The sequence below is a fragment of the Aeromonas sp. FDAARGOS 1405 genome (assembly GCF_019048265.1).
GTDB classification, from domain to species: Bacteria; Pseudomonadota; Gammaproteobacteria; order Enterobacterales; family Aeromonadaceae; genus Aeromonas; species Aeromonas veronii_A.
This window is the reverse complement of record NZ_CP077311.1, coordinates 3,750,077-3,771,655: the sequence shown is the minus strand read 5'-3', so window position 1 is coordinate 3,771,655 and position 21,579 is coordinate 3,750,077. Positions and strand designations below refer to the sequence as shown.

Genomic DNA, 21,579 nt, shown 5'->3' with positions numbered 1-21,579 from the left:
ATACATATTCCCAACACTATATTTGCCATATGTGAGCAGAGGACTGACCTTATGCTTGCCAGCCATCATCGCTTTGATATCATTCGTCAGCCTTTTTACGCATTACAACAGAGTCAATTCATGGTTATAAAAGCGCAGAGCCCAGCTGGGTTTGCCGAGGAATACATCATCGAGTCCATCTGGAACAATCGCTTTCCTCCCGGATCTATTCTGCCCGCCGAGCGTGAATTATCCGAGTTGATCGGGGTGACGCGGACGACCTTGCGCGAAGTGCTGCAGCGACTGGCCCGTGATGGCTGGTTGACCATCCAGCATGGCAAGCCGACCAAGGTGAACAATTTCTGGGAAACCTCCGGCCTCAATATTCTGGAGACGTTGGCTCGTCTGGATCAGGACAAGGTACCTGATCTGATAGCTCAGCTGCTCTCCGCCCGTACCCACATCTGCACCATCTTTATCCGCGGGGCGATCCGTCACAATCCGGAGCAGGCCGCCGAGATCCTGCGTGGCGCCGATGGGGTCGAGAACAACGCACAGGCTTATGCCGAGTTCGATTATCGCCTGCACCACCAGCTGGCGTTTGCTTCCGGCAATCCGATCTACGCCCTGATCCTGAACGGTTTCAAAGGGTTGTACAGCCGGGTCGGCAGCTACTACTTCTCCGACAAGCAGGCCCGCGAGACCGCAGACGCCTACTACAAGACCCTGCTCAATCTGGCGGAGACCAAGAACCACGAAGCCGTGTTCATGACGGTGCGTCAGTACGGTATCGAGTCCGGCAAGCTGTGGACCCGTCTGCGTCAGGACATGCCAAGCGATCTGTGCGATAACTGATCCCTTGCCTGTGCTGTCCAAGAAACGCGCCATCCGGCGCGTTTTTTTATTCTGCCGTGTTTGTGTCTATCCTTTATTTGCGGTGGTAATTGCTTGAACTGCATGGATATTTGGTCAAAAAGCTTGATCCAGCGCAAATGAACCCTGCATTTATCACTTTGGTGGCATAGGACCCAACCGCTGATTGAGGTCAAATGGAGGCATCAAGAGCGGAGCCAATATCCGCCAGAAGGAACACACCTTTCACCGGATGAAGGACACAACAATGAGTCTTCTTGAACACACCATCTGGACAGTACTGGGATACGGGGCCATGCCCTTTATCTTTCTGAGCGGATTCGTGGCGGTGGCAGTGACCTGTTGCATGCTGCTGAACGCGTTCGGGGTACAGTCCGCCGAGAAGTGAGTCGCTTCTCATGCCGCCAAATGCCAGTCTTCGGACTGGCATTTGTTTTTTGTGTCTTTTAAAGCACTTATCCCGGCAGGGAAGGGGAAATCTTTGGTCCGGATGGTCGAACCTGTCGCCGATTTTGATTACACTGGCGCCCGTATTTCCCACTCACCCTTCTCTTATCAGGTGTTCAAGGTTTTCTATGGCTCTCAAGGCAACCGTATTCAAGGCCCAGATCAGTTTGTCTGATATGGATCGCAATCTGTATCAGGACTTCTCCCTCACCCTGGCGCGCCACCCCTCCGAAACCGATGAGCGGATGATGATCCGGCTGGCGGCCTTTGCCTGGCACGCTGCCGAGCGACTGGAGTTCACCAAGGGATTGAGCGCCGATGACGAACCCGAGCTCTGGTGCAAGAACTACTCGGACGAAATAGAGCTCTGGATCGAGCTGGGCCAACCCGATGAAAAACGGCTGAAAAAGGCCTGTAACCGTGCTCGTCAGGTGGTGCTCTACCTCTACGGCGGTCGTGGCACCAGCGTCTGGTGGAAGCAGAACCAGGGCAAGCTGAGCCAGCATGACAACCTCAGCATCATCGAACTCTCCGACAGCCAGACTCTGCCGCTGACCGCCATGGTCGAGCGCACCATGCAGCTCACCTGCACTATCTCCGATGGTCAGCTCTGGGTCAGTAACGGGGCACTGGAAGTGACGCTGGATCCGGTGGTGCTGATGGGCAAGCCGGCCCGCGAACTGTAACGGACGCCGCCCATGTTCAGCGCCTTGCTCAATATCGTCATCCCGGTGTTCGGTGTGGTCGGGCTCGGCGCCCTCTATGGGCGATTGCGACCGGGGGCCGCGCTCGGTTACGTCAATCGGGCCAATATCGAGCTGTTTACCCCTGCGCTGGTCTTCTCCGCGCTGGTCAAGTATCCGCTGGTGCTGGCGGAGCATCTGCCGCTGATTGCGGCGGGGGCGCTGGTTATTCTGTTACCCGGTCTGCTGCTCGCGCTGCTCAAACTCAAAGGAATTGAGAGGGCAGCGCTGATCTTGCCCGCTATGTTCCGAAATACCGGCAATCTCGGTATCCCCTTGATGGTGCTGGCATTTGGCGAGCAGCAACTGGGGGCCATCGTGCTCCTCTTTGTGCTCTCCAATCTGCTGCACTTCTCGGTCGGCATGTTTATCCTCTCGGCCAATACCTCCCGCTGGCTGTGGCTGCGCAGCCCTGTGTTGTGGGCCGCGCTGGCCGGTTTGCTGGTGGCCAACCTGCACATTACGCTGCCGGATTATGTGGTGACCACGGCCTCGCTGCTTGGCCAGATTTCGGTGCCCCTGATGCTCTTTGCGCTGGGTATTCGCCTGATGGAGGGGGAGCTCGATCACCTGGGCCTCGCGCTCAAGTGCAACCTGCTCTATCTGCTGGCGGGGGGATTGTCGCTGCTGCTGGCGATCTGGTTGTTGCCGCTCAAGACGGAGTGGATCCCGCTGTTGATGTTGTCGGTTTCCTTGCCCCCTGCGGTGTTGAATTACATGCTCTGCGAGCAGTATCACTGTCAGCCGGATAAGGTGGCCAGTATCGTGCTCGGCGGCAATGCACTCTCTGTGCTGGTGATCCCGCTGGCGGTCTTGTTGGCACTTCATCTGCCCGGCTAAGTTAGATTGCATCGCTGCGGCGGTGCGACTCACTGGTCTATTGCTTGATCGAACCGAGCCGCAGTCGTTCGTATCTCATCCATGCCATCTCTGTCCATCATTGCCTCCGTAATATATCTGTCGTCCCCGTATCCGACCCTGAGCCTAACGGCGACAGCTATAGTTGAAAAAGAGCTGACTGACACTGTTTAACCAATGCCAGTGAGGGAAACCGGATGAGCACAAGTGAGCAATCTGATCCTGTGGGGCAGGCAAAATCGCGCTATGACCCGGCATTGCCTACCGGTTATGACTGGCGCAGACACCGCCGTTTTATCCTCAGTGGCGGTGGTTACAAGGCAGAATGTCGCCGTCGCAACTGGTTTCTGGAGTTGCTCAACCCGGTGCCCTATGTAGTAGTGCGCGACATAGCCATCGGCGGCATCGGCATCCTGGGGGCCATAAGGTTGAAAGAGGGGGATGAGCTGGTGATTGCCATTCCCTCTGGCGAGATGCTGCGAGGTCTGGTCGTGAGATCCCAGCCAGACCCACTCTTTCCCAAACTCTATCGCACCGGTATTCGTCTGCATCGTTATCCGACGGCCGAGCTGTTTGCCCGCTGGCAAAGTTACATTCAGCCGCAAGATAAAGCGGATTTCGACCATGAGTGCCAAGTCCTGAAACAGGTACGCGGCGCGTGAACCAAATGCCATATCAGAGGTTGTTTTCCCCACATTCAGCATGATCCATCGATGGCGTCCGCAGATCAGCAGGCTTGGCTGACCCAAGTGGTTTATCTTGCTGTATGTGTTTTCATCTTTATGTTTTTATTGAATTTTATCTGTACCTCTGAAGTCGCGGAGGATGCTGATCATTTTCCCTTTTCGTGATCCCCCCCGAAGTAGTTCCCCCTGATATCCCTTAGTATCTGGCCAGCATGACTCCCTTTAGGGGGAGGATAACAAGAACAAAAAGGAATGATGGATGAGATCCGTGAGCAACCAGTGTCTATTGATGCAGATCCAGCCGACCATCTTGCGCTTTGCCAAGATGCTGGCGAGTGTGCTGCAGCTTGAGGTCGAGATTGTGGATGCCGATATGGTTCGGGTGGCTGGCACCGGGCCCTATGGCAAGTTCTTCGGACGTCAGCTGGAGGGGGATTCCCGCCTGCTGCGCTATGTGATTGATAACCAGCGGGAGAAGATTGTTACCCACACCAGCGATGATCCCGTGTGTGACGGCTGTACCTGCAAGGAGAGCTGTCGTGAGCGCGCCTTCCTCGGGGTGCCCATCATGGTGGACGAGCGCTGTATCGGGGTGATCAGTCTGGTAGCCTTCAGCGACGAGCAGCAGGCGCGCCTCAACAACAATCTGCAAGATGTGTGTGACTATGTGCGCCACATCTCTACCATCTTTGTGGCCAAGTTGCTCGATTCGCGCGGGTTGTCGGACGGGGTCAACAAGGTGTTCCTCAATCTGATGACCAACATGGATCAGGGCTGCCTGCTGCTCGATGAGAAGAGCCAACTGCTCTACGCCAACGAGGCGGCGCTCCATCATCTGGGTTGCCAGCAGGAACAGCTGCAGGGGCGCGAAGTGGGGATCCGCCCGCTCACCTTCTCCCAGCAGGGGCTGAGTGGTCATCTTCAGCACATCATCACTTTTGAAGGTCGTCAGGAGCTGATCATCGGCCAGCTACATCATGTGCAGGGCCAGCAGCTCTTTCTGATGGCGTTTCACCAGTCCCACTCTGGTCAGGTTCAGGAGCCGGATCCGGATGTGCGGATCGATCAGCTGATCGGCGAGAGCAAGCCGATGCGCACCCTCAAACGACTGCTGCACCGCATCGCCCAGAGTCCTTCCAGCGTGCTGATTTGTGGCGAGAGCGGCACCGGTAAAGAGGTGGTGGCCCGCGCTGTCCATCGCCTGAGTCCGCGGCAGGACAAGCCTTTTATTGCCATCAACTGTGCCGCCATTCCCGAACAACTGCTGGAGAGCGAGCTGTTTGGCTATGTGAAGGGCTCCTTTACCGGTGCCTCCAGCGGTGGCAAGCAGGGCCTGATCCAGGCAGCCCATCAGGGCACCCTGTTCCTTGACGAGATTGGCGACATGCCGCTCACCATGCAGGCCAAGCTGCTGCGGGTGCTGGAGCTGCGGGAGGTGACCCCCATCGGGGCCAGCCGACCGGTGCCGGTGGATATTCGCATCATCGCCGCCACCCACCAGCATCTCGATCAATACATAGCCGAGGGGAAGTTTCGCGAGGATCTCTACTACCGCATCAACGTCATCCCCCTCAACCTGCCGCCACTGCGGGAGCGGGAAGGGGACGTGGAGCTGCTGACCCACTACTTCCTCAACCTGCACACCAGCCGCATTGGCATTGTCTATCCCGGTCTGGCGCCCGAGGTGATGGCGCTGCTCAAGGGGTATCGCTGGCCTGGAAACGTGCGCGAGCTCAGCAACCTCATCGAATATCTGGTCAACGTCAGCCAGGCGGGCGAGGTGATTGACGCCAGCCTGCTGCCCCCCAACATCATCCGCAATCAGGAGCCCCATCGCGTCACCGCCCAGTCGATCCCGGTGACCAATCTGGATGCGGCGTTCAATGTGCCTGCCACCACTCCGCTCGCCGCAATGCCGGAGAAACTGCCTGAACCCGCTCCGGGTGAGAGCGGCCTTGAGAGCATGGAGAAACAGATGATTGAAGAGACCCTGCAGCGGCTCGGCAACAAGAAACTGGCCGCACAGGCGCTGGGGATTGGGATTGCCACCCTCTATCGCAAGATAAAGAAGTACGAGATTGCCGTGCAGAGCTGAGGCGCTGGCGGCATCTATCCGGCCCGTGTCGTTCATCGGATGACACGAGTTTTTTATGGGAACAAGGCTTTGCGCCATTGCCGAACAGTGCTGAACGGATTGGCGGGGCAGGGGAGTGGCTGCATTGCAGAATGCAAAAAGCCCGCTCGATGAGCGGGCTTTTTATAATCTGGTGCGTCCTAGTGGATTCGAACCACCGACCCCCACCATGTCAAGGTGATGCTCTAACCAGCTGAGCTAAGGACGCAGGGTGCGCAATGCGACTTTTATTTCTTTATGCAGAAGTGGTGGGTTTAATTGGATTCGAACCAACGACCCCTACCATGTCAAGGTAGTGCTCTAACCAACTGAGCTATAAACCCACATCTGCATTTCTTTCAATGCTGAATGGTGCGTCCTAGTGGATTCGAACCACCGACCCCCACCATGTCAAGGTGATGCTCTAACCAGCTGAGCTAAGGACGCATAATCAGTATTCTGTAATGGTGCGTCCTAGTGGATTCGAACCACCGACCCCCACCATGTCAAGGTGGTGCTCTAACCAGCTGAGCTAAGGACGCATCACAGAAAAGTGGTGGGTTTAATTGGATTCGAACCAACGACCCCTACCATGTCAAGGTAGTGCTCTAACCAACTGAGCTATAAACCCACTTTCTCTTACTTCACTACGCCAGCGCTGCTGACGTGGTCGGCATACTACCCATGCCCCCCAAGGCTGTCAACAGGCCATATGCACAAAGGAGACTGTTTGCCCAGTTCTTGCGCAGCCTGTTGATTTTGCAGGCGAGTTGTCGCTTGCCAAGCCCTGTTACTGAGATCGCGACAGGGTAGTGCAGGCCTCCGGAGTGGCAAAACGGCCGTAGATGTAGCGCAATCTTGCCCCCAGCATCAGGGCCGCACTGGTGAGGCCGACGATAAAGCCGATCCAGAAACCCTGCGGCCCCATCCGTGGCACCAGCCAGTCGGTCAGACCCAGGATCATGCCGGTGGGCAGCCCCAGTCCCCAGTAGGCGACGATGGTGACGTAGAAAATCGCCTGGGTATCCTTGTAACCGCGCAGTGCGGCGGCCGCGACCACCTGTACCGAGTCGGAGATCTGATAGATGGCGGCGAAGAACAGCAAAATGGCCGCCAGGACGATCACCTGCTGATCATCGGTATAGATGGAGGCGATCTGCTCGCGTAGTAACACCGTCATGGCGGCAGTGGCAGCGGCAATGGCCATCCCCAGCATCAAACCGGTGCGAGCCGCCACCCGAGCATGATGGGGCTGCCCTTCGCCGATGCTGTGACCGACCCGGATGGTGACACCCACCCCGATGGAGAGGGGCAGCATAAAGACCAGGCTGGAGAAGTTCAGCGCAATCTGGTGGCTCGCCACCGTCTCGGCGCCGAAGGGGGCCAGCATCAGGGCCACCACGGTAAACAGGGTCACCTCGCAGAAGATCGCCATGGCGATGGGGAACCCTAAGCGGAACAAGCGCCAGATCCGGCTGCCGTTGGGGCGAGCCAGCTGGGAGAAGAGCCGGATCTCGGTGAAGTGACGGGAGAGCTTCACATAGAGGATCATCGCCAGCAGCATGGCCCACAGCACGATTGCCGTGGCCACGCCACAACCCACCCCGCCAAGCTTGGGCATGCCGAAGTGACCGTGGATGAAGATGTAGTTGGCGGGAATATTGACCGCCAGCCCGACAAAGCCGATCACCATGGTGGGCATGGTGTGGGAGAGCCCCTCACTGAAGTTGCGCAGCACCTGGAACATCACGAAGGCGGGCAGGCCCCACAGGATGGCGTGCAGGTAACCAGTGGTCTTGGCGGCCATCACAGGCTCCACATCCATGAACTGCAACGCCAGCGGGCTGTAATAAAGCGCAATCATCGCCAGCGGGGTGACGATCAGTGCCAGCCAGAAACCCTGATGAACGGCCGGGCGAATGGCTTCGCGTTTACGGGCGCCATTGAGCTGGGAGACGATGGGGGTGAGCGCCATGATGATCCCCTGCACCAGCAGGATCACCGGTAGCCAGAAGCTGGACGCCACCGACACGGCGGCCAGATCGACCGCACTCACCTGACCCGCCATCACGGTATCGACGAAGTTCATGGCGACCTGAGCCACCTGGGCGACCAGAATGGGGCTGGCTAGACGGACGAGCTGCTTCGCCTCGGACCAATAACGTTGCACTGACACCTCCGAGTGGATCAGATAAGAGTAAAAAAGAGCGGAAATCGGGAAGAGCCTTTGCACTTTCGGACGAAAGTGCAAAGGGTGGGGGAGGCATTCTAGCCTGAAATTCAGCCAGGACGAAATAGTTGCCACCCCAAGGGGCAGGATCAGGCGTCTTCGTGATCGCTGATCAGCAGGTTGGCAGCGGCATAGGCAGCCTGCTCGCGCAGCTCGGCGGGTACCCGCTCATCAGCGGCGACCGCGTTGAGGGCGCGGATAGTAGCGGCGATGGCGTTTGGCACATAGCCCTGCTCGCCGGAGCCAATCTGGTTATAGGCGATACGGATCGCTTCACAACATTGATATACCTGCATTTCTTTTTCCTTGTTTACCCGGATGTGAACGGCGTCACTATAGCGATCGGGCGCAAGCTTGTCAGCCTGTACCCTTGTCTCACCCTCTGCCCGAGGTTAACCTGCCCTTTTTGCCGTAGCAGGAGACGAGAGATGTTCACTGGCATAGTGCAGGGGACCGCCGAACTGGTGGCCATCGAAGAGCAACCCAACTTCCGTACCCATGTGATCCGCATGCCCAGCCGGGAGTGGGGGGAAGGGTTGGCCCTCGGTGCCTCGGTCGCTCACAACGGCTGCTGTTTGACCGTCACCCGGGTCGAGGGGGAGCTGGTCAGCTTCGATTTGATGCAGGAGACCCTGCGCCTGACCAACCTCGGCAAGCTGCAGGTGGGGGACAAGGTCAATGTGGAGCGGGCTGCCCGCTTTGGCGACGAGATCGGCGGTCATGCCATGTCTGGCCATATCATCGGCATGGCAGAGGTTACCTCGGTGATCGACACACCCAACAACCGTCAGGTGTGGTATCGCCTTGCTCCCGAGCTGATGAAATATGTGCTGACCAAGGGGTATATCGGCATTGACGGCATCAGTCTGACCATCGGCGAGGTGCGTGAGCGGGAGTTCTGCGTCCACCTGATCCCCGAGACCTTGGCCCGCACCAACCTGGGTTGGGCCAAGGCTGGCTGGCAGACCAATATCGAGATCGATCCTCAGACCCAGGCCATCGTCGATACCGTGGAGCGGGTGCTGGCGGCACGCGGGGGTAACTGAAAGGAAACGGCTCTGTTTCAATCCCCTCATAAGCAAGGGCCTGCAGTGTGCAGGCCCTTGTTATTTACATGGTGAAAATATCCACTCAACTTTTTATGGCTCGCAGTCACAACATCTGCTCAGCTCTTTGCGACTTGCATGCAAAACAGCTGCTCGGCCTTTTGTGACTCGTAATCAAAACAGTTGCTCGTCGTCTGCATCCACAAACAACTGCAAACAGTCGCGTGCTTCGTCGCGGTGAAGCCGCAGATGGATCGGATTGCAACAGGCCATGCAATCTTCGTAAAACTCCTGATCACCTTGGCTGGCATCCAGCTCGACCCGGGTATGGTGGCCGCAGTGGGGGCAGACGATGCGCTTGCTGGTGTACTCGATCATGATAACCTCCTCGGGCCCTGAGGCCGCCTATCTACCCTGATTCTAGTCGGGCTGCAGGGGGTTAACCGCGAGCAAACGCACGTTTATGACAGAGATCAAGCCTGAGGGATGGCAAGGTGAAACCGGCTGGACTGGTCGTGTGCGATAAGCACAATCCGGTTGTGATTGACGGGTGAAAAGAGGGGAATTGCCAACGGTTGTTTGGCAATAACAGGGGGCTGGAGCCCCCTGCGGATATGAGAACGCGAGCGCAGCAAGGCGCCGATAGGCGCTATTTGACCCAGCTGGCCAACATGTCGGCATTGAGTTCGGCCAGCGAGCCGAGCTGGTAGTTGGCGATGGCCAAGCGTGGGTCGCCCACTAAAGCGGGATCCGGCACGATCAGCGCTGTCATGGAGGCCGCCTTGGCCGCCAGCAAACCGGTAAAGCTGTCTTCGATGGCCAAGCAGTGCACCGGTTCCACCCCCAGTTTCTCGGCGGCGTGGATATAGACATCCGGGTGCGGTTTGCCGAAACGCTCGATTTCCGCAGAGTGAACCGCCATAAAGCGATCGCGAATGCCGAGTTTGCCGAGTACAGCTTCTACCATGGCAAAGGGTGAGGAGGTCGCCAGACCCACTTTCAGGCCGCGGGCCTCGATAAGGTCGAGCGCCTCCTGCACACCGGCTTTGGCCTGACCTTCGGAGAGGATCAGGGCGTTGACCCGATCCAGAATGCGCTGTACCACCTCTTCCTGAGTCGGGCCGCTCCACGGGCGCAGGCGATACCAGTGGGCAACCAGCTGATCTATGCGCACGCCGATGGTCGACTCACAATCCTCGACGGTGTGGGGGTGACCCAGTTCGGAGAAAACGGCGATTTGGGCCCGTTGCCAAAAGGGTTCCGAGTCGATCAGAACACCATCCATATCGAAGATCACGGCAGCTAACATCTTGTACTCCTGACAAATTTGAAGAGGGGATTATAAGCCTGACGGGGAAATGCAAAAGGGGCATTGCCATGCCCCTTGCGCTCGATCACATCGGCAAACGTTTGTTTTGCTGTGGCAAAAAAGCCCTTAGAACAGTACTTCGACCTTGGCGGCCACAGCTTTGGCTTTTTCCACCGCATCCTGGCAATCCGCTGCGCGGGTCAGCGCCACGCCAAGACGGCGGCGACCGGCGATCTCCGGCTTGCCAAACAGCCGCAGCTGGGCGCCCGGCACCAGCGCCAATGCCTCACCAATTCCCTGATAGCGGATGTCCTGGCTGTGCCCTTCGCGCAACACCACGGCGGAGGCACTCGGCCCGTACTGGGTGATGGTGCCGACCGGCAGCCCCAGAATGGCGCGCACGTGCAGGGCGAACTCGGAGAGATCCTGCGAGATCAGGGTCACCATGCCGGTATCGTGGGGGCGGGGGGAGACTTCGCTGAACCACACCTCATCCCCCTTGATGAAGAGTTCGACCCCGAACAGGCCGTAACCGCCGAGGGCCTCGACCACCTTGGCCGCTACCTCTTTGGATCGGACCAGCGCCAGCTCGCTCATCACCTGTGGCTGCCAGGATTCGCGGTAGTCGCCATCTTCCTGCCGGTGGCCGATAGGGTCGCAGAAGTGAATGCCATCGACGGCGCGTACCGTGAGCAGGGTGATCTCGTACTCAAAGGGAACGAAGCCCTCGACGATCACCTTGCCACGACCGGCGCGGCCACCCTCCTGGGCGTAGGTCCAGCTCTCATCCAGCTTGGCGAGATCGCGCAGTACACTCTGCCCCTTGCCGGACGAACTCATCACAGGTTTCACCACGCAGGGCAGGCCGATAGCCTCGACGGCGGCGACAAACTCCTCTTTGCTTTGGGCAAAACGATAGGGTGAGGTGGGCAGACCCAGGGTCTCGGCGGCGAGGCGGCGGATCCCTTCCCGGTTCATGGTGAGTTGGGTAGCGCAGGCGTTGGGCACTACCTTGACCCCTTCTTGCTCAAGGGCAGCCAGGGTATCAGTGGCAATCGCTTCAATCTCGGGGATGATGAGGTCGGGTTTAACCTCGGCAACCAGGGCACGCAGGGCGTTGCCATCGAGCATGTCCAGCACGTGGGCTGCGTGGGCCACCTGCATGGCGGGGGCGTTGGCATAGCGGTCGGCGGCGATCACTTCGATCCCGAACCGTTGCAACTCGATGGCGACCTCTTTGCCAAGTTCGCCGGAGCCCAGCAGCAGGGCACGGGTGGCGCCGGGGCGGGTTGCGGTTCCAAACATACGATCTCTCCTGATGTCGATGGTCATTGTTGATGATCGCTATCGCACGAATAGCGGACAAAAAAAGAGGCACGCATGGCGTACCTCAGGAAACGGGTTTGTGAGCGCGCTGCTCCAGATGGGTCAGCAAGGTAATGGCGCCAATGATGATGGCGGCGCCAAGCCACAGACGGCCGGGGGGCGCCCAGCCAAATACCAGCCAGCCCGCCAGCACGTTCATCGGCAGCTTGGCAAAATCGAAAGGCTGCACGAAGGAGGCCTCTGCCACGCTGTAAGCGCGAGCGATGGACATTTGGGCCAGTGCCGTCAGCACGCCGGAGGCGGCTACCAGCAGCCACTGGCTCTCGCTTGGCCACTGCCACTCCGGCAGGGCCAGCATGATGTTGAACGGGGTACTAAAGATAAGCAGATAGACCACAATGGTGTGGGATGATTCGTTGGCCGCCTGATAGCGCACCATCAGGGAGTAGCCGGCCCAGAACAGCGCCGCTGCCACCGGCAGCAGGGAGGCCCAGTTGAATTCGTCAGTCCAAGGGGCGAGGATCACCATGGCGCCGGCAAAGCCCGCCAGGGTGGCCAGAATGCGGGCGCGGCTCACCTGCTCCTTGAGCAGCAGGGCGGAGCCCAGAGTGGCAAACAGCGGTGAGGTCATCAGCAGAGCGATCCCCTGCCAGATGGGGACGGGGTACGCCAGTGCCCAGAGCCAGAGCTGGATGCCGATCACTGCCAGCAATACCCGCAACAGGTGCAACCGGAACTGATTGGTCATCAGGGATTGGCGCAGGCCGTGACGAACCAGCCAGGGCAGCAGGCAGATCAGGGCGATCAGGTATTGATGGAAAGCGACCTGGGTCGATGGGAGGCCAAGCTTGAAGCTGACATACTGGCTCAGGCTGTTGACGGCGGCGAAGCAGAGTCCTGCCACCATCATCCAGACTGCACCGGCCAAAGGAGAGTGCCTGCGCGAGGGTATCATGGGATCCGGGTCGCTGGAAAAAAGTGCGGCGGATCATAACGGCAATCGTTTGTTCTGCCAAGGGTTGAAGCGCGGCCGCAGGGTTGGCTGGCGAGGAAGTGGCCTTGCATCAAAAAATTTGAACAAGTTGAGCATCTATTTTCGCTATCAGCAAATAAGCACAATGTTTAGAGTGACCTCCATCGACAGCAACGCTGTTCAACCGACAACCAAATGGAGTTTCACCATGGCCAATATCCTCGTACTCAAATCCAGCATCCTGGGTCAATATTCCCAATCCAACGCCCTGATCGACGGCTTCCTGGCTGACCATCAGGATGATGTCGTCACCGTGCGTGATCTGGCAGCACTCAACCTGCCGGTGCTGGATGGCGAGCTGGCCTCCGGCCTGCGCGGTGGTGATAACCTGAACGAGCGTCAACTGGCGGTGATCGCCCAGTCTGACGAGCTGATCGCCGAGCTCAAAGCAAGCGATCTGGTGGTAATTGCGGCCCCCATGTACAACTTCAACATCCCGACCCAGCTGAAAAACTGGATCGATCTGGTGGCTCGCGCTGGCGTCACCTTCCGCTATACCGAGACCGGTCCGGTCGGTATGGTTGAAAATACTCGTGCGTTGGTGATCAGCCCCCGCGGCGGCATGCACGTCGGCAGCGCCACCGATCTGGTCACTCCCTACATGCGTACCGTGCTCGGTTTCATCGGTATCAAAGAGGTGGATTTCATCTACGCAGAGGGGATGGGTATGGGCCCGGATGCCCAGAGCAAGGGGATGGAAGCGGCCAAAGCGCAGCTTGAGGCTCTGGCTATCTAAGGGCTCTCTATCCCGTCTGGGGTTATCTCTTCAAGGGGTTGCCCCGCCAGATACAAGAACGCAGCCATCAGGCTGCGTTTGTTTTTTGGTTAGATATGATTGCGACAGACGTTGCTGCTACAGAGAGTATCGCGGCAAGCGGTCGGTATAGACGCTCTGGCGGAGTCACTACTCCATCATAAAGCGGCGACAACCACGCACCAGCAGCAATGCCACCGTGACCAGCAGGCCAAGCAAGAGGGTGGTCAGCCACTGTTCGGTACTTTGCGGCAAGTGGGGCGTGAAGAGGCTGATCATCAACAGGGTACAGAGTGTGATCAACAGGCTCTGTCGGGTCATCAATATCATGGGGTCATCCTTGGTTTGCTCACCTGAAACGATTTTAATGCCCTCTTGTGACAGGGTGATGTATCCGTGCATCACCCTGTTGGGGCTCTTCAGACCATATCAGGTTTTTACCGCAGAGCCAGCGCCATCACTGGCGCTGTGATCCCGATCCCGCTAGCTCTCTTTATCTGAACTGTTTCTGCGCTGGCTGGTAGTGAAAATCGCCGCTGGCGAGCCGCGCTTCCAGTGCCGCCTGATCGATCTCCTGCGCTTTGCAGAGATCATCCAGGTCGTCATAGTGATCACGCAGCTGCATATTGACGACGCTCAACAGCATGTTGATATCCATGGTGGCGAACTTTTTCAAATCCATGATTATTTCTCCCGATCCAGTGACTGCAGCTGCTCGATGGCGGCGCTGACGCTGTGCAGATGCTGGCGGATCGCCTCGCGGGATTCGCTCGGCAGATAGTCGGTCAGGGTATGTTGCCAGCTGCCAGCTTCGCTCTTGAGCTGCAGGAAGAGCGCTTGGCCGGCATTGGTGAGGGAGACCAGGCTGATGCGTTTGTCCTGCTCGCTGCTCTCGGTGAAGATGATCCCTTTTTCGACCAGACGGCGGATCTCGCGGGAGATGCGCACCTTGTCCATGCCGCTCGCCTCGACCAGCTCTTTCTGGCTGATGGGGTAGTTGGGGCCGAGCACCATCATCAGGCGCCATTGCGGCACGGTCAGCTGGTAACGCTGTTCATAAAACTGTTCGAAGGTATCCCGTAGCATCTCGGCGGCATGTACCAACTGATAGGGCGGGTAGTGAGCGAGTAACGCTATGATTTTTGACATATTACACCCTGCTGTGACGGCTGCATCAGATGCAGTTTCTTTTGATACTTTGACATTGATGATACGAAACTCAAGCTGATTTGTCTGACCCGGTTGCGATGAAATGTGCGGTGGCGCACGCCCTCAAGGAAAAACCGGGTCTGACCGACGGGATTTTAAGCCAACGCTGTTCAGCCTTTACGCAACCAGATGAGGGCGTTCTGCTTGAGCCAAGCCTCGCGAGTGTGGATGGCGTAGAGCGCGGCCTCGTCACGGCTGCCCGCTTGCCAGCTTTGCGGCTCCTGTTTGGGCAGCTTGCGCTGACCCAGCAGGCAGGCCGGGATGTGCGGGTTGGCCTCGATGGCGACCAGCAGATGGGGCTTGGCTGCCTCGGCACCCTCGGTGGCAAAGAGCATCAGCGCCTTGTTGTATAGCAACCAGCTGGAAGCTTCATCAAAGCGCACCAGCAGGGCGGCCAGCGCCTGCCAATCCCCTTGCAGTGCATAGAGAGTGGAGAGGTTGTAGCGGCAACCCAGCTCATCGGCCACGCAGATCGTCAGCAGATCCAGATACTCCGCTTTGGCTTCACCCAGCTTGCCAAGGCGCAACAGGCAGTCGGCGCGGCCGGCTCTGGCGGCCAACAGGGGGCGCAGCTCGGGGGCACTCCAGCCATGGCCGGCGATTTGCTGCCAGAAGGCTTCATCAAAGAGCGGCGTGGCATCGGCGATGATCTTCTCGAACCAGCCGAGGCGGGCCTGATGATCGCGGCAGCTGTCGGCCAGTTCGAACCAGGTCTGCCACTGTTGGGCCTGTTCGCCATTGAGGGCGACATCAGCGCTGGGGGCTGCCTGATACTGGTCGAGGTTGAGCAGCTGGTTGAGGGCGGTTTTCATGTTCTGGCGCTGGCGTTTGCAGAACTCGACAAAGGGGAGTTCGCTGGCGGCGGCGCTATAGAGCATCTGGGTCATCTGCTTGTCGCGAAACAGGCTCAACTCGGCGGCCAGACTGAAGCGGTACTGGGTGGTCGGGTCGTTCAAATCCTTCGGTTTGGGCCAGGTGGCAAAGCCCTGGCTGAAACCGTAGCACCACTGACCGAGGGGATGGCTCTGCTCGAACACCTGCTCCGGGTTATCGCTGGGCAGGCGGCATTGGCTCGGCAGGGCTAGCTGGGCGTCGTCGGCCTGGGCTTCCAGCTCGGCGATCAGATGGTTGAGGGCTTCTGCGCTTTTTTCATCCAACTCGGCATCCTGTTCCAGCAATCCAGCCAGCGGGCGTTGCCAGTCAGGGGTCTCTGGCCCTACCAGACGGGCACAGAGAAAACCGTGCAGGGCTGGGTAGGTCATGTCCTGATTACTGTGGCTCTGGATCCATTGATTAAGATGGCGGGTACGAGTGGATGGGTTCATCGACAGTTCCTCTGGATTTGAACAGCCGCGAAGTCTACCTAAAAGTGGGGTTATTTACAGCAAATGGCCGCCTGTTTGGCGATTTAATCACCATTGGCGGATAAGATAAGGGCGAAAGGGCGGCCAGTGGTGGCTTGGGGACTAGGCCGGATCACCGCTCTTGAGGTAACATGCGCGCCCATAGGGGCCATGATCAATTGGCCCATCCGGGTAATGAGAAAAGAGAGCACCATGATACAGATTGGCAAGATGAACACCCTCACCGTTGTTGAACTCGAAGATCGCGGCGCCTGGCTTGCGGCCGATGAGTACGGTGAACTGCTGCTGCCCAAGCGTCAACTGCCGGAAGGGGTGAAAGAGGGGGATAGCGTGCAGGTCTTCCTCTATCTGGATGCCGACTGCGAGCCGGTGATCACCACCGACAAGCCATTTGCCATGGTGGACGAATTTGCCGGTCTGAAAGTGGTCAATGCCAACAAGATTGGTGCTTTCCTCGACTGGGGCATGAAAAAGGATCTGTTTGTGCCCAGCCGCGAGCAGAACAAGCCGATGCAGGTGGGCCACGTTTATCTGGTGCGTCTGCAACTGGATAACGAAGGGCGCATGGTCGGCACCAGCCGCATCGAGCGTTTCCTGACCCCGGCCGGCAGCAACTTCAAGGTCGGTGACGAAGTGACCGCGCTGCCGGGGGAGCATTCTCCTCTAGGTATCAAGGTGATCGTCAACGGTCAGTATCCCGGCATGCTGTTCAAGAACGAGGTGTTTGGCCGGGTGATGACCGGTCGGCCGCAAACCGCCTGGGTCAAGCAGGTGCGCGAAGATGGCAAGCTCGATCTGACCCTGCAAAAGCCGGGTCTGGCGCGGGTTGATGACGCCGGTGAACGCATTTTGAGCCGGATGAAAAAACAGGGCGGCAGTCTGGCGGTGGGTGACAAGAGCGAACCCGAGCTCATCTACAAGCTGTTCAGCATGAGCAAGGGCACCTTCAAGAAGGCGATCGGAGGCCTCTACAAGCAGGGCAAGATCGTCATCGAAGATAACGCCATCACTCTGGTGGCCACAGAGACCGACTCGGCAGTGGATAGCGAATAAGATGCCGAGCCCCTGTGTTGGCCTCTGCAAGGCGAAAGATGGGCTTTGCCTTGGTTGTGGCCGCACCCTGAGCGAGATCGGCCACTGGTCGGCGATGGATAGCAAGGCCCAGCTGGCGGTGATGGCCGAGCTGAATGGCTCGAAAAGCACCCACCGCTGCCCAGGTTGTGGCGAACCGGCCTATTGCGCCGTCTCTGCCGGTCAGACCATTGCGCAGTGCTGGTGCAGCCAGTTACCGGTACTGCCGATGCAGGAGGCCAGCGCTTGCTGGTGCCGCCGCTGTCTGGCCAAGGCCATCGCGGCTCAGGATTAGCAGAGAACAGCAATAAGAGTGCACAGAAACAAGAAAGGCGCCGATGGCGCCTTTTTTATGCCTGCTGCTGGCGATGCCAGCGCACATGGACTTGATCTTCGGTCAACAGACGGGGCAGCAGGAAGGTGGCGAAGATCACCTCAAACTCATCCTGATGATCCAGCAAACCTACCCACACTTCGACCCAGCGCTCCATATCGACCGGCTCACCCAGCTCGGTCGACCAGTCGGCATTGGGCAGGGTCGCCTCCACGGCGCCACGCTGCTCAAACTCCAGGGTGATGTCGACTATTTGTTCGGGGGCCAGCATATCGGCGGCCTGCTCAAGAAACTGATCATAGGCCCATTCGACCAGCTGATCCGGGGTACGCTGTTCCATGAAATCACTCCAGATACATCGAGGTTCGCTACTGTAACAATTATTGGCTGTGGCGGCCAGACCAGTGCGCCGGGCGTGCCTGACCTGTCCAAGTTGCCGTTGGGGGAGTATGGTTAAGGCGCGGATCAGCTGGCAGGGAGTAAGGGGATGAAGCAGCGGGGACGGCGGCAACAGATCAAGCGACGGCGCGAGGCCTGGTGGTGGCACTATCTGCCACTCCACCGCGAGATGGTGGGCGGTCATCTGGGCCCACCGGAGAAACCCGATGAGCCCTGAGGATCAGTCGGCCTGATGCACCCGATTGAGGGTGATCTGACCCAGTTGTCCCATCTGGCGGCGGATCCAGACCGAGCGCTTCTGCACATAGGGTGACGGGGGCTTGACCCGATAGCGCCACGGATTGGGCAGGGCTGCAGCCAGCAGGGATGACTCGTAGCGGGTCAAGCGGCTGGCCGGTTTGCCAAAGTAGGTGCGGGCGGCGGCTTCGGCGCCATAGATGCCGGGGCCGAACTCCACGATATTGAGATAGACCTCGAGAATGCGGGCCTTGTCCCAGCCCAGCTCCATCAGCAGGGTAAACCAGGCCTCCAGCCCCTTGCGCAGGAAGCTGCGATCGCTCCACATAAAGAGGTTCTTGGCGGTCTGCTGGCTGAGGGTGCTGGCACCGCGCACTCGTTCGCTGTGCTGGTTGTGCTTGAGCGCGGCGTTGATGGCATCCATGTCAAAGCCGTTGTGATCGGCAAAGCGCTGATCCTCGGCGGCGATCACCGCCAGTTGCAGCTCCTTGGAGATGGACTCCAGATCTACCCATTGATGGCGTACTTGGGTGATCTTGGCGGGCGGAAAGAGGGCCCGCTCGATACGCCAGCTCCACATCGGCGGATCGATAAAACGCAGCAAGGCGACCGAGCCGACCGAGCAGAGCAGCCCGGCCAGCGCGATCTTGCCTGCCCACCTCAACACCCGGCGCCCAAGGGATGCAGATGGGCGCACGGGGGCCACGGCAGCAGGGGCTGACTCCCACTGATAGTGGCTGGGATCATCGGGATCCGGAATTATTGGGGCAGCCATTCGATGTGGCAGAACTTCTCGTCAACACGGCGGGAGAGCAGCATGCGGGCAAACAGGTGCTCATACTCTTGTTCTTCATTGCCAAGGCCTACCCAGATCTCGGCATAGTCGGTGTCGCTCACCGCAAAACCCACGTCCGCTTCCCAGTCATCGGCCGGGTCGGTTTCGGCCAGCAGGCCGCGGTCGTTGAACTCCTGATTGAAACGGGCGATCTCCTGCTCCGGCAGGTTGTCAGAGGCCAGCTCCATAAAGAGTTCGAGGGCGGTATCGAGCAGTTCCTCGACGCTGTGCATTTCGTCATTCATAGACATAAGCGGTCTGTTCCAGAAAAGAGAAAAAGGTACCAGCACAGACACTGTCTGCGGGGCGGCGCTATTCTAGCTGTCGGCAGACCCCTTGGCGAGATGAGGCGAGCCGCTGTGACCTGTTTTTGTGCTAATAAAAAACCGGATCCTGCCAGGGGATCCGGTTTCATTGGGGGAAGGGGTCACGCATAGGGCGTCAGCTCATCCCTTCTTGTTGTCATCGGCGAAGGTGATGTTGAGCTCCAGCACTGACAGCTCATCACTCTTCTGATCCAGTTGAACGGTTATCTTCTCCGGATCAATGTTGACGTATTTGCGGATCACATCGAGGATATCCTGCTTGAGCTGGGGCAGGTAATCCGGCCCCCCTCTGGATGAACGCTCGTGAGCAACGATGATCTGCAACCGCTCTTTGGCCAGTTGTGCGGTGTTCTGTTTCTTGTTGGAACGAAAATAATCCAATAATGACATGTTTAACTCCCGAACAGTCGGCTAAAGAAGCCCTTCTTCTCTTCTTCCAGAAAACGAAATTCCTTGGTGTCACCGAGCAAACGGGAAACCGCATCGTCATAGGCCTGACCGGCATCGGACTCCTTGTCCAGAATGACCGGTTCGCCGGAGTTGGAGGCGCGCAGCACTGCCTGGGACTCAGGGATCACCCCGAGCAGCGGAATGGCCAGGATCTCCTGCACATCCTGCACGCTCAGCATGTCGCCACGGTTGACCCGGGTCGGGCAGTAGCGGGTCAGCAGCAGGTGCTCCTTGATGGGGTCTTCGCCACGCTCGGCACGGCGGGATTTGGAGGCCAGGATGCCGAGGATGCGGTCGGAGTCACGTACGGAAGAGACTTCCGGGTTGGTGGTGACGATCGCTTCGTCGGCAAAATAGAGCGCCATCAGCGCGCCCGCCTCGATCCCGGCCGGGGAGTCGCAGACAATGTAGTCAAACTTCATTTCGGCCAGCTGATCCAGCACCTTCTCGACACCCTCTTTGGTCAGGGCATCTTTATCCCGGGTCTGGGAGGCGGGCAGGATAAACAGGTTCTCGCAACGTTTGTCCTTGATGAGCGCCTGATTGAGGTTGGCTTCACCGTTGATGACGTTGACGAAGTCATACACCACGCGTCGCTCACAACCCATAATGAGGTCCAGATTTCGCAGACCGATGTCAAAATCGATGACCACTGTTTTGTGGCCACGCTGGGCTAAACCGGTACTCAGGGCTGCGCTGGTTGTGGTCTTGCCAACGCCACCTTTACCCGATGTAACGACTATGATTCGCGCCATTCTCGCTTCCTTGTAACTCTATTTGATACGGTCTATACGGAGTTGTTCATTATCCAGCCGGATATGAACCGGTTGCTGGATCAGGCCTGCCGGCAACGCATCGCTCAGCTGGAAGGTGCCCGCGATGGAGAGCAGTTCGGCCTGTAATTGCTGGCAATAGATCCGGGCTTGGGTGTTGCCCTTGGCGCCGGCTATGGCTCTGCCACGCAGGGTGCCATAAATATGAATGCTGTCATCGGCGAGCACTTCGGCCCCCGGACTGACGGACCCCAGCACTACCAACGAGGTGCCGGCGGCATAAATCTGCTGGCCGGAGCGTACTGGCCCCACATGTACCTTGCTCGGAATCAAGGGGGCGGGTTCGGGCTCACGAACTACCTCAGGGGCGGCTGGCTCGGGTTCCGGTTCGCTCTTGCGACTCTTGCCCGAGGCCATCACGGCCAATCCCACCGCCTTGGCGGCTGTCTTCATCTCTTCGCTGCGCGCACCCGTGATGCCGACCAGCACAAATTCTTCGGACTCCACCAGCTCCTTGAGCTGTTCGAAATCGGGAATATGTTCCAGTCGGGAAACATTGATCACCAGCGGCGCACAATTAAAAAAGTAGGGGGCCTGGGCCACTTTTTCGGCCAACAACTGACGTATCCGCTCAGGCTCGCCATCGCTGATATGCAACACAGAAATAGTGAAGGTGGTCCCTTTCAATTCGTTATCGCGCTCAACCATGAATCTTCCCCGAGGCAGAGATGCTAATCCGTTATTGTTATTCAATTCCTGATGTTATAGTTTGCCCCCATCAGAGGCAATAAACTCGTCGGATTATATCAATTTCCATGTTGTGTGCAGTCTATAAAAGTCGCAAAAAAGCCGAGACCTACCTTTTTGTTGAGAGAAGAGAGGATTTTTCCCGCGTCCCCGCGCCCTTGATGGGGGTGTTTGGCCGCCCAGAACTGGTATTGATGACCAAACTGGACCCCGCTAAGCCCTTGGGAATGGCCGATGTTGGCAAGGTAATGGAGGCGCTGACGACTCAGGGCTTCTACCTGCAGGTGCCGCCGCCCCCCGAGAATTTGCTGGAGCAACACAAGGCCAGCCTGAAAAAACCATCCTGAATATCCAGCCCCGTGGTGCGTTCTGCCCAGCGGGGCTAATTCTTTGTGACTCTGCATGACGCATTCCGGCCCCGGAGAGGTGGCCTGCGA

General features: G+C 58.3%; 28 protein-coding genes and 5 tRNA genes. 12 read left to right on the top strand and 21 right to left on the bottom strand.

Features of this window, described 5'->3' with window-relative positions; translation table 11 throughout:
- The first annotated feature begins 120 nt into the window (after positions 1-120).
- The 6 genes from fadR to I6L35_RS17235 all read left to right on the top strand — a co-directional run bounded on the left by fadR (position 121) and on the right by I6L35_RS17235 (position 5,681).
- Positions 121-834 (top strand): fatty acid metabolism transcriptional regulator FadR, encoded by a 714-nt coding sequence (fadR, locus tag I6L35_RS17260; protein ID WP_026034983.1) that lies wholly within the window; start codon positions 121-123, stop codon positions 832-834.
- Positions 835-1,099: 265 nt separating this feature from the next.
- Positions 1,100-1,240 (top strand): TIGR02808 family protein, encoded by a 141-nt coding sequence (locus I6L35_RS17255; RefSeq protein WP_005345965.1) that lies wholly within the window; start codon positions 1,100-1,102, stop codon positions 1,238-1,240.
- Between the two features lie 187 nt (positions 1,241-1,427).
- Positions 1,428-1,985, top strand: coding sequence for a YaeQ family protein (locus I6L35_RS17250; protein ID WP_005336887.1), 558 nt, complete (start codon positions 1,428-1,430; stop codon positions 1,983-1,985).
- A 12-nt stretch (positions 1,986-1,997) separates the two neighbouring features.
- Complete coding sequence (locus I6L35_RS17245; RefSeq protein ID WP_216978857.1) at positions 1,998-2,882, top strand: AEC family transporter; 885 nt, start codon at positions 1,998-2,000, stop codon at positions 2,880-2,882.
- Between the two features lie 215 nt (positions 2,883-3,097).
- Positions 3,098-3,562 (top strand): hypothetical protein, encoded by a 465-nt coding sequence (locus I6L35_RS17240; protein ID WP_127005689.1) that lies wholly within the window; start codon positions 3,098-3,100, stop codon positions 3,560-3,562.
- A 283-nt stretch (positions 3,563-3,845) separates the two neighbouring features.
- Positions 3,846-5,681, top strand: a complete 1,836-nt coding sequence (locus I6L35_RS17235) for a sigma 54-interacting transcriptional regulator (RefSeq protein WP_216978856.1) — start codon at positions 3,846-3,848, stop codon at positions 5,679-5,681.
- Positions 5,682-5,851: 170 nt separating this feature from the next.
- Here the strand turns inward: I6L35_RS17235 and I6L35_RS17230 are convergent.
- The 7 genes from I6L35_RS17230 to I6L35_RS17200 form a co-directional block, all read right to left on the bottom strand.
- Positions 5,852-5,928: transfer RNA gene (locus I6L35_RS17230), tRNA-Val, on the bottom strand.
- 38 nt (positions 5,929-5,966) lie between these two features.
- Positions 5,967-6,043: transfer RNA gene (locus I6L35_RS17225), tRNA-Val, on the bottom strand.
- A 26-nt stretch (positions 6,044-6,069) separates the two neighbouring features.
- Positions 6,070-6,146, bottom strand: a tRNA-Val gene (locus I6L35_RS17220).
- Between the two features lie 18 nt (positions 6,147-6,164).
- Positions 6,165-6,241 (bottom strand) — tRNA-Val (locus I6L35_RS17215).
- A gap of 12 nt (positions 6,242-6,253) precedes the next feature.
- Positions 6,254-6,330: transfer RNA gene (locus tag I6L35_RS17210), tRNA-Val, on the bottom strand.
- A gap of 159 nt (positions 6,331-6,489) precedes the next feature.
- Positions 6,490-7,869, bottom strand: coding sequence for an MATE family efflux transporter (locus I6L35_RS17205; RefSeq protein ID WP_040069252.1), 1,380 nt, complete (start codon positions 7,867-7,869; stop codon positions 6,490-6,492).
- Positions 7,870-8,018: 149 nt separating this feature from the next.
- Positions 8,019-8,225, bottom strand: a complete 207-nt coding sequence (locus I6L35_RS17200; protein ID WP_005345813.1) for a YaeP family protein — start codon at positions 8,223-8,225, stop codon at positions 8,019-8,021.
- 132 nt (positions 8,226-8,357) lie between these two features.
- Here I6L35_RS17200 and I6L35_RS17195 point away from each other — a divergent pair, with 132 nt between their 5' ends.
- Positions 8,358-8,975 (top strand): riboflavin synthase subunit alpha, encoded by a 618-nt coding sequence (locus I6L35_RS17195; protein WP_216978855.1) that lies wholly within the window; start codon positions 8,358-8,360, stop codon positions 8,973-8,975.
- A gap of 174 nt (positions 8,976-9,149) precedes the next feature.
- Here the strand turns inward: I6L35_RS17195 and I6L35_RS17190 are convergent, their stop codons facing one another.
- The 4 genes from I6L35_RS17190 to I6L35_RS17175 all read right to left on the bottom strand — a co-directional run bounded on the left by I6L35_RS17190 (position 9,150) and on the right by I6L35_RS17175 (position 12,565).
- Positions 9,150-9,353, bottom strand: a complete 204-nt coding sequence (locus I6L35_RS17190) for a CPXCG motif-containing cysteine-rich protein (RefSeq protein WP_005336871.1) — start codon at positions 9,351-9,353, stop codon at positions 9,150-9,152.
- A gap of 271 nt (positions 9,354-9,624) precedes the next feature.
- A complete protein-coding gene (gene hxpB / locus I6L35_RS17185; RefSeq protein WP_139478532.1) occupies positions 9,625-10,284 on the bottom strand; it encodes a hexitol phosphatase HxpB in 660 nt (219 codons plus the stop codon).
- Between the two features lie 126 nt (positions 10,285-10,410).
- On the bottom strand, positions 10,411-11,589 hold the full coding sequence (gene purT / locus I6L35_RS17180) for a formate-dependent phosphoribosylglycinamide formyltransferase (protein WP_216978854.1): 1,179 nt from the start codon (positions 11,587-11,589) through the stop codon (positions 10,411-10,413).
- Positions 11,590-11,674: 85 nt separating this feature from the next.
- Entirely contained in the window at positions 11,675-12,565 is an 891-nt protein-coding gene (locus tag I6L35_RS17175; RefSeq protein ID WP_216978853.1) for a DMT family transporter, read from the bottom strand.
- Positions 12,566-12,791: 226 nt separating this feature from the next.
- Here I6L35_RS17175 and I6L35_RS17170 point away from each other — a divergent pair, with 226 nt between their 5' ends.
- Positions 12,792-13,379 carry an FMN-dependent NADH-azoreductase gene (locus I6L35_RS17170; protein ID WP_005336864.1) on the top strand — a complete coding sequence of 196 codons (588 nt, stop codon included), beginning with the start codon at positions 12,792-12,794 and terminating at the stop codon, positions 13,377-13,379.
- A gap of 168 nt (positions 13,380-13,547) precedes the next feature.
- Here I6L35_RS17170 and I6L35_RS17165 read toward each other — a convergent pair whose 3' ends face one another.
- From I6L35_RS17165 to I6L35_RS17150, 4 genes are all read right to left on the bottom strand, one after another.
- A complete protein-coding gene (locus tag I6L35_RS17165) occupies positions 13,548-13,727 on the bottom strand; it encodes a hypothetical protein (RefSeq protein WP_005345799.1) in 180 nt (59 codons plus the stop codon).
- A gap of 163 nt (positions 13,728-13,890) precedes the next feature.
- Positions 13,891-14,079, bottom strand: a complete 189-nt coding sequence (locus tag I6L35_RS17160; RefSeq protein WP_204383253.1) for a DUF4250 domain-containing protein — start codon at positions 14,077-14,079, stop codon at positions 13,891-13,893.
- Between the two features lie 2 nt (positions 14,080-14,081).
- Positions 14,082-14,546 (bottom strand): MarR family winged helix-turn-helix transcriptional regulator, encoded by a 465-nt coding sequence (locus tag I6L35_RS17155; protein ID WP_005345795.1) that lies wholly within the window; start codon positions 14,544-14,546, stop codon positions 14,082-14,084.
- Between the two features lie 170 nt (positions 14,547-14,716).
- Positions 14,717-15,931: a UPF0149 family protein gene (locus I6L35_RS17150; protein ID WP_216978852.1), complete on the bottom strand. Its 1,215-nt coding sequence runs from the start codon at positions 15,929-15,931 to the stop codon at positions 14,717-14,719.
- A gap of 231 nt (positions 15,932-16,162) precedes the next feature.
- Between I6L35_RS17150 and I6L35_RS17145 the strand changes: the two genes are divergently transcribed.
- Positions 16,163-17,023 (top strand): S1 RNA-binding domain-containing protein, encoded by an 861-nt coding sequence (locus I6L35_RS17145; protein ID WP_005336853.1) that lies wholly within the window; start codon positions 16,163-16,165, stop codon positions 17,021-17,023.
- 1 nt (position 17,024) lies between these two features.
- Positions 17,025-17,336, top strand: coding sequence for a DUF1289 domain-containing protein (locus tag I6L35_RS17140; protein WP_021229998.1), 312 nt, complete (start codon positions 17,025-17,027; stop codon positions 17,334-17,336).
- 55 nt (positions 17,337-17,391) lie between these two features.
- Here I6L35_RS17140 and I6L35_RS17135 read toward each other — a convergent pair whose 3' ends face one another.
- Complete coding sequence (locus I6L35_RS17135) at positions 17,392-17,715, bottom strand: HI1450 family dsDNA-mimic protein (RefSeq protein WP_005336851.1); 324 nt, start codon at positions 17,713-17,715, stop codon at positions 17,392-17,394.
- Positions 17,716-17,862: 147 nt separating this feature from the next.
- On the opposite strand from I6L35_RS17135, the gene I6L35_RS21270 reads away from it, so the two are divergent.
- Positions 17,863-17,991, top strand: coding sequence for a hypothetical protein (locus I6L35_RS21270; RefSeq protein ID WP_256689486.1), 129 nt, complete (start codon positions 17,863-17,865; stop codon positions 17,989-17,991).
- 3 nt (positions 17,992-17,994) lie between these two features.
- Here the strand turns inward: I6L35_RS21270 and mtgA are convergent, their stop codons facing one another.
- From mtgA to minC, 5 genes are all read right to left on the bottom strand, one after another.
- Complete coding sequence (gene mtgA, locus I6L35_RS17130) at positions 17,995-18,708, bottom strand: monofunctional biosynthetic peptidoglycan transglycosylase (protein ID WP_123174166.1); 714 nt, start codon at positions 18,706-18,708, stop codon at positions 17,995-17,997.
- A gap of 62 nt (positions 18,709-18,770) precedes the next feature.
- On the bottom strand, positions 18,771-19,097 hold the full coding sequence (locus I6L35_RS17125) for an HI1450 family dsDNA-mimic protein (RefSeq protein WP_005352317.1): 327 nt from the start codon (positions 19,095-19,097) through the stop codon (positions 18,771-18,773).
- A gap of 195 nt (positions 19,098-19,292) precedes the next feature.
- On the bottom strand, positions 19,293-19,562 hold the full coding sequence (minE, locus tag I6L35_RS17120) for a cell division topological specificity factor MinE (RefSeq protein WP_005345779.1): 270 nt from the start codon (positions 19,560-19,562) through the stop codon (positions 19,293-19,295).
- Between the two features lie 2 nt (positions 19,563-19,564).
- The gene (gene minD, locus I6L35_RS17115) at positions 19,565-20,377 is read right to left on the bottom strand and encodes a septum site-determining protein MinD (RefSeq protein WP_005345776.1); all 813 of its coding nucleotides are present in this window, start codon (positions 20,375-20,377) and stop codon (positions 19,565-19,567) included.
- A gap of 18 nt (positions 20,378-20,395) precedes the next feature.
- On the bottom strand, positions 20,396-21,103 hold the full coding sequence (minC, locus tag I6L35_RS17110) for a septum site-determining protein MinC (protein ID WP_216978851.1): 708 nt from the start codon (positions 21,101-21,103) through the stop codon (positions 20,396-20,398).
- A 107-nt stretch (positions 21,104-21,210) separates the two neighbouring features.
- On the opposite strand from minC, the gene I6L35_RS17105 reads away from it, so the two are divergent.
- Positions 21,211-21,489 carry a YcgL domain-containing protein gene (locus I6L35_RS17105; protein WP_216978850.1) on the top strand — a complete coding sequence of 93 codons (279 nt, stop codon included), beginning with the start codon at positions 21,211-21,213 and terminating at the stop codon, positions 21,487-21,489.
- Positions 21,490-21,579 lie beyond the last annotated feature (90 nt).

Bases quoted from the DNA above. Each gene is read 5' to 3' on its own strand.
- minD (WP_005345776.1), bottom strand. From the start codon at position 20,377: ATGGCGCGAATCATAGTCGTTACATCGGGTAAAGGTGGCGTTGGCAAG.
- I6L35_RS17235 (WP_216978856.1), top strand. From the start codon at position 3,846: ATGAGATCCGTGAGCAACCAGTGTCTATTGATGCAGATCCAGCCGACC.
- I6L35_RS17155 (WP_005345795.1), bottom strand. From the start codon at position 14,546: ATGTCAAAAATCATAGCGTTACTCGCTCACTACCCGCCCTATCAGTTG.
- I6L35_RS17140 (WP_021229998.1), top strand. From the start codon at position 17,025: ATGCCGAGCCCCTGTGTTGGCCTCTGCAAGGCGAAAGATGGGCTTTGC.
- I6L35_RS17170 (WP_005336864.1), top strand. From the start codon at position 12,792: ATGGCCAATATCCTCGTACTCAAATCCAGCATCCTGGGTCAATATTCC.
- I6L35_RS17150 (WP_216978852.1), bottom strand. From the start codon at position 15,931: ATGAACCCATCCACTCGTACCCGCCATCTTAATCAATGGATCCAGAGC.
- hxpB (WP_139478532.1), bottom strand. From the start codon at position 10,284: ATGTTAGCTGCCGTGATCTTCGATATGGATGGTGTTCTGATCGACTCG.
- I6L35_RS17135 (WP_005336851.1), bottom strand. From the start codon at position 17,715: ATGGAACAGCGTACCCCGGATCAGCTGGTCGAATGGGCCTATGATCAG.
- I6L35_RS17195 (WP_216978855.1), top strand. From the start codon at position 8,358: ATGTTCACTGGCATAGTGCAGGGGACCGCCGAACTGGTGGCCATCGAA.
- minE (WP_005345779.1), bottom strand. From the start codon at position 19,562: ATGTCATTATTGGATTATTTTCGTTCCAACAAGAAACAGAACACCGCA.
- I6L35_RS17200 (WP_005345813.1), bottom strand. From the start codon at position 8,225: ATGCAGGTATATCAATGTTGTGAAGCGATCCGTATCGCCTATAACCAG.
- I6L35_RS17105 (WP_216978850.1), top strand. From the start codon at position 21,211: ATGTTGTGTGCAGTCTATAAAAGTCGCAAAAAAGCCGAGACCTACCTT.
- I6L35_RS17145 (WP_005336853.1), top strand. From the start codon at position 16,163: ATGATACAGATTGGCAAGATGAACACCCTCACCGTTGTTGAACTCGAA.
- I6L35_RS17175 (WP_216978853.1), bottom strand. From the start codon at position 12,565: ATGATACCCTCGCGCAGGCACTCTCCTTTGGCCGGTGCAGTCTGGATG.
- fadR (WP_026034983.1), top strand. From the start codon at position 121: ATGGTTATAAAAGCGCAGAGCCCAGCTGGGTTTGCCGAGGAATACATC.
- I6L35_RS17165 (WP_005345799.1), bottom strand. From the start codon at position 13,727: ATGATATTGATGACCCGACAGAGCCTGTTGATCACACTCTGTACCCTG.
- I6L35_RS21270 (WP_256689486.1), top strand. From the start codon at position 17,863: ATGAAGCAGCGGGGACGGCGGCAACAGATCAAGCGACGGCGCGAGGCC.
- I6L35_RS17125 (WP_005352317.1), bottom strand. From the start codon at position 19,097: ATGTCTATGAATGACGAAATGCACAGCGTCGAGGAACTGCTCGATACC.
- I6L35_RS17190 (WP_005336871.1), bottom strand. From the start codon at position 9,353: ATGATCGAGTACACCAGCAAGCGCATCGTCTGCCCCCACTGCGGCCAC.
- I6L35_RS17250 (WP_005336887.1), top strand. From the start codon at position 1,428: ATGGCTCTCAAGGCAACCGTATTCAAGGCCCAGATCAGTTTGTCTGAT.
- I6L35_RS17245 (WP_216978857.1), top strand. From the start codon at position 1,998: ATGTTCAGCGCCTTGCTCAATATCGTCATCCCGGTGTTCGGTGTGGTC.
- purT (WP_216978854.1), bottom strand. From the start codon at position 11,589: ATGTTTGGAACCGCAACCCGCCCCGGCGCCACCCGTGCCCTGCTGCTG.
- I6L35_RS17255 (WP_005345965.1), top strand. From the start codon at position 1,100: ATGAGTCTTCTTGAACACACCATCTGGACAGTACTGGGATACGGGGCC.
- I6L35_RS17160 (WP_204383253.1), bottom strand. From the start codon at position 14,079: ATGGATTTGAAAAAGTTCGCCACCATGGATATCAACATGCTGTTGAGC.
- minC (WP_216978851.1), bottom strand. From the start codon at position 21,103: ATGGTTGAGCGCGATAACGAATTGAAAGGGACCACCTTCACTATTTCT.
- I6L35_RS17240 (WP_127005689.1), top strand. From the start codon at position 3,098: ATGAGCACAAGTGAGCAATCTGATCCTGTGGGGCAGGCAAAATCGCGC.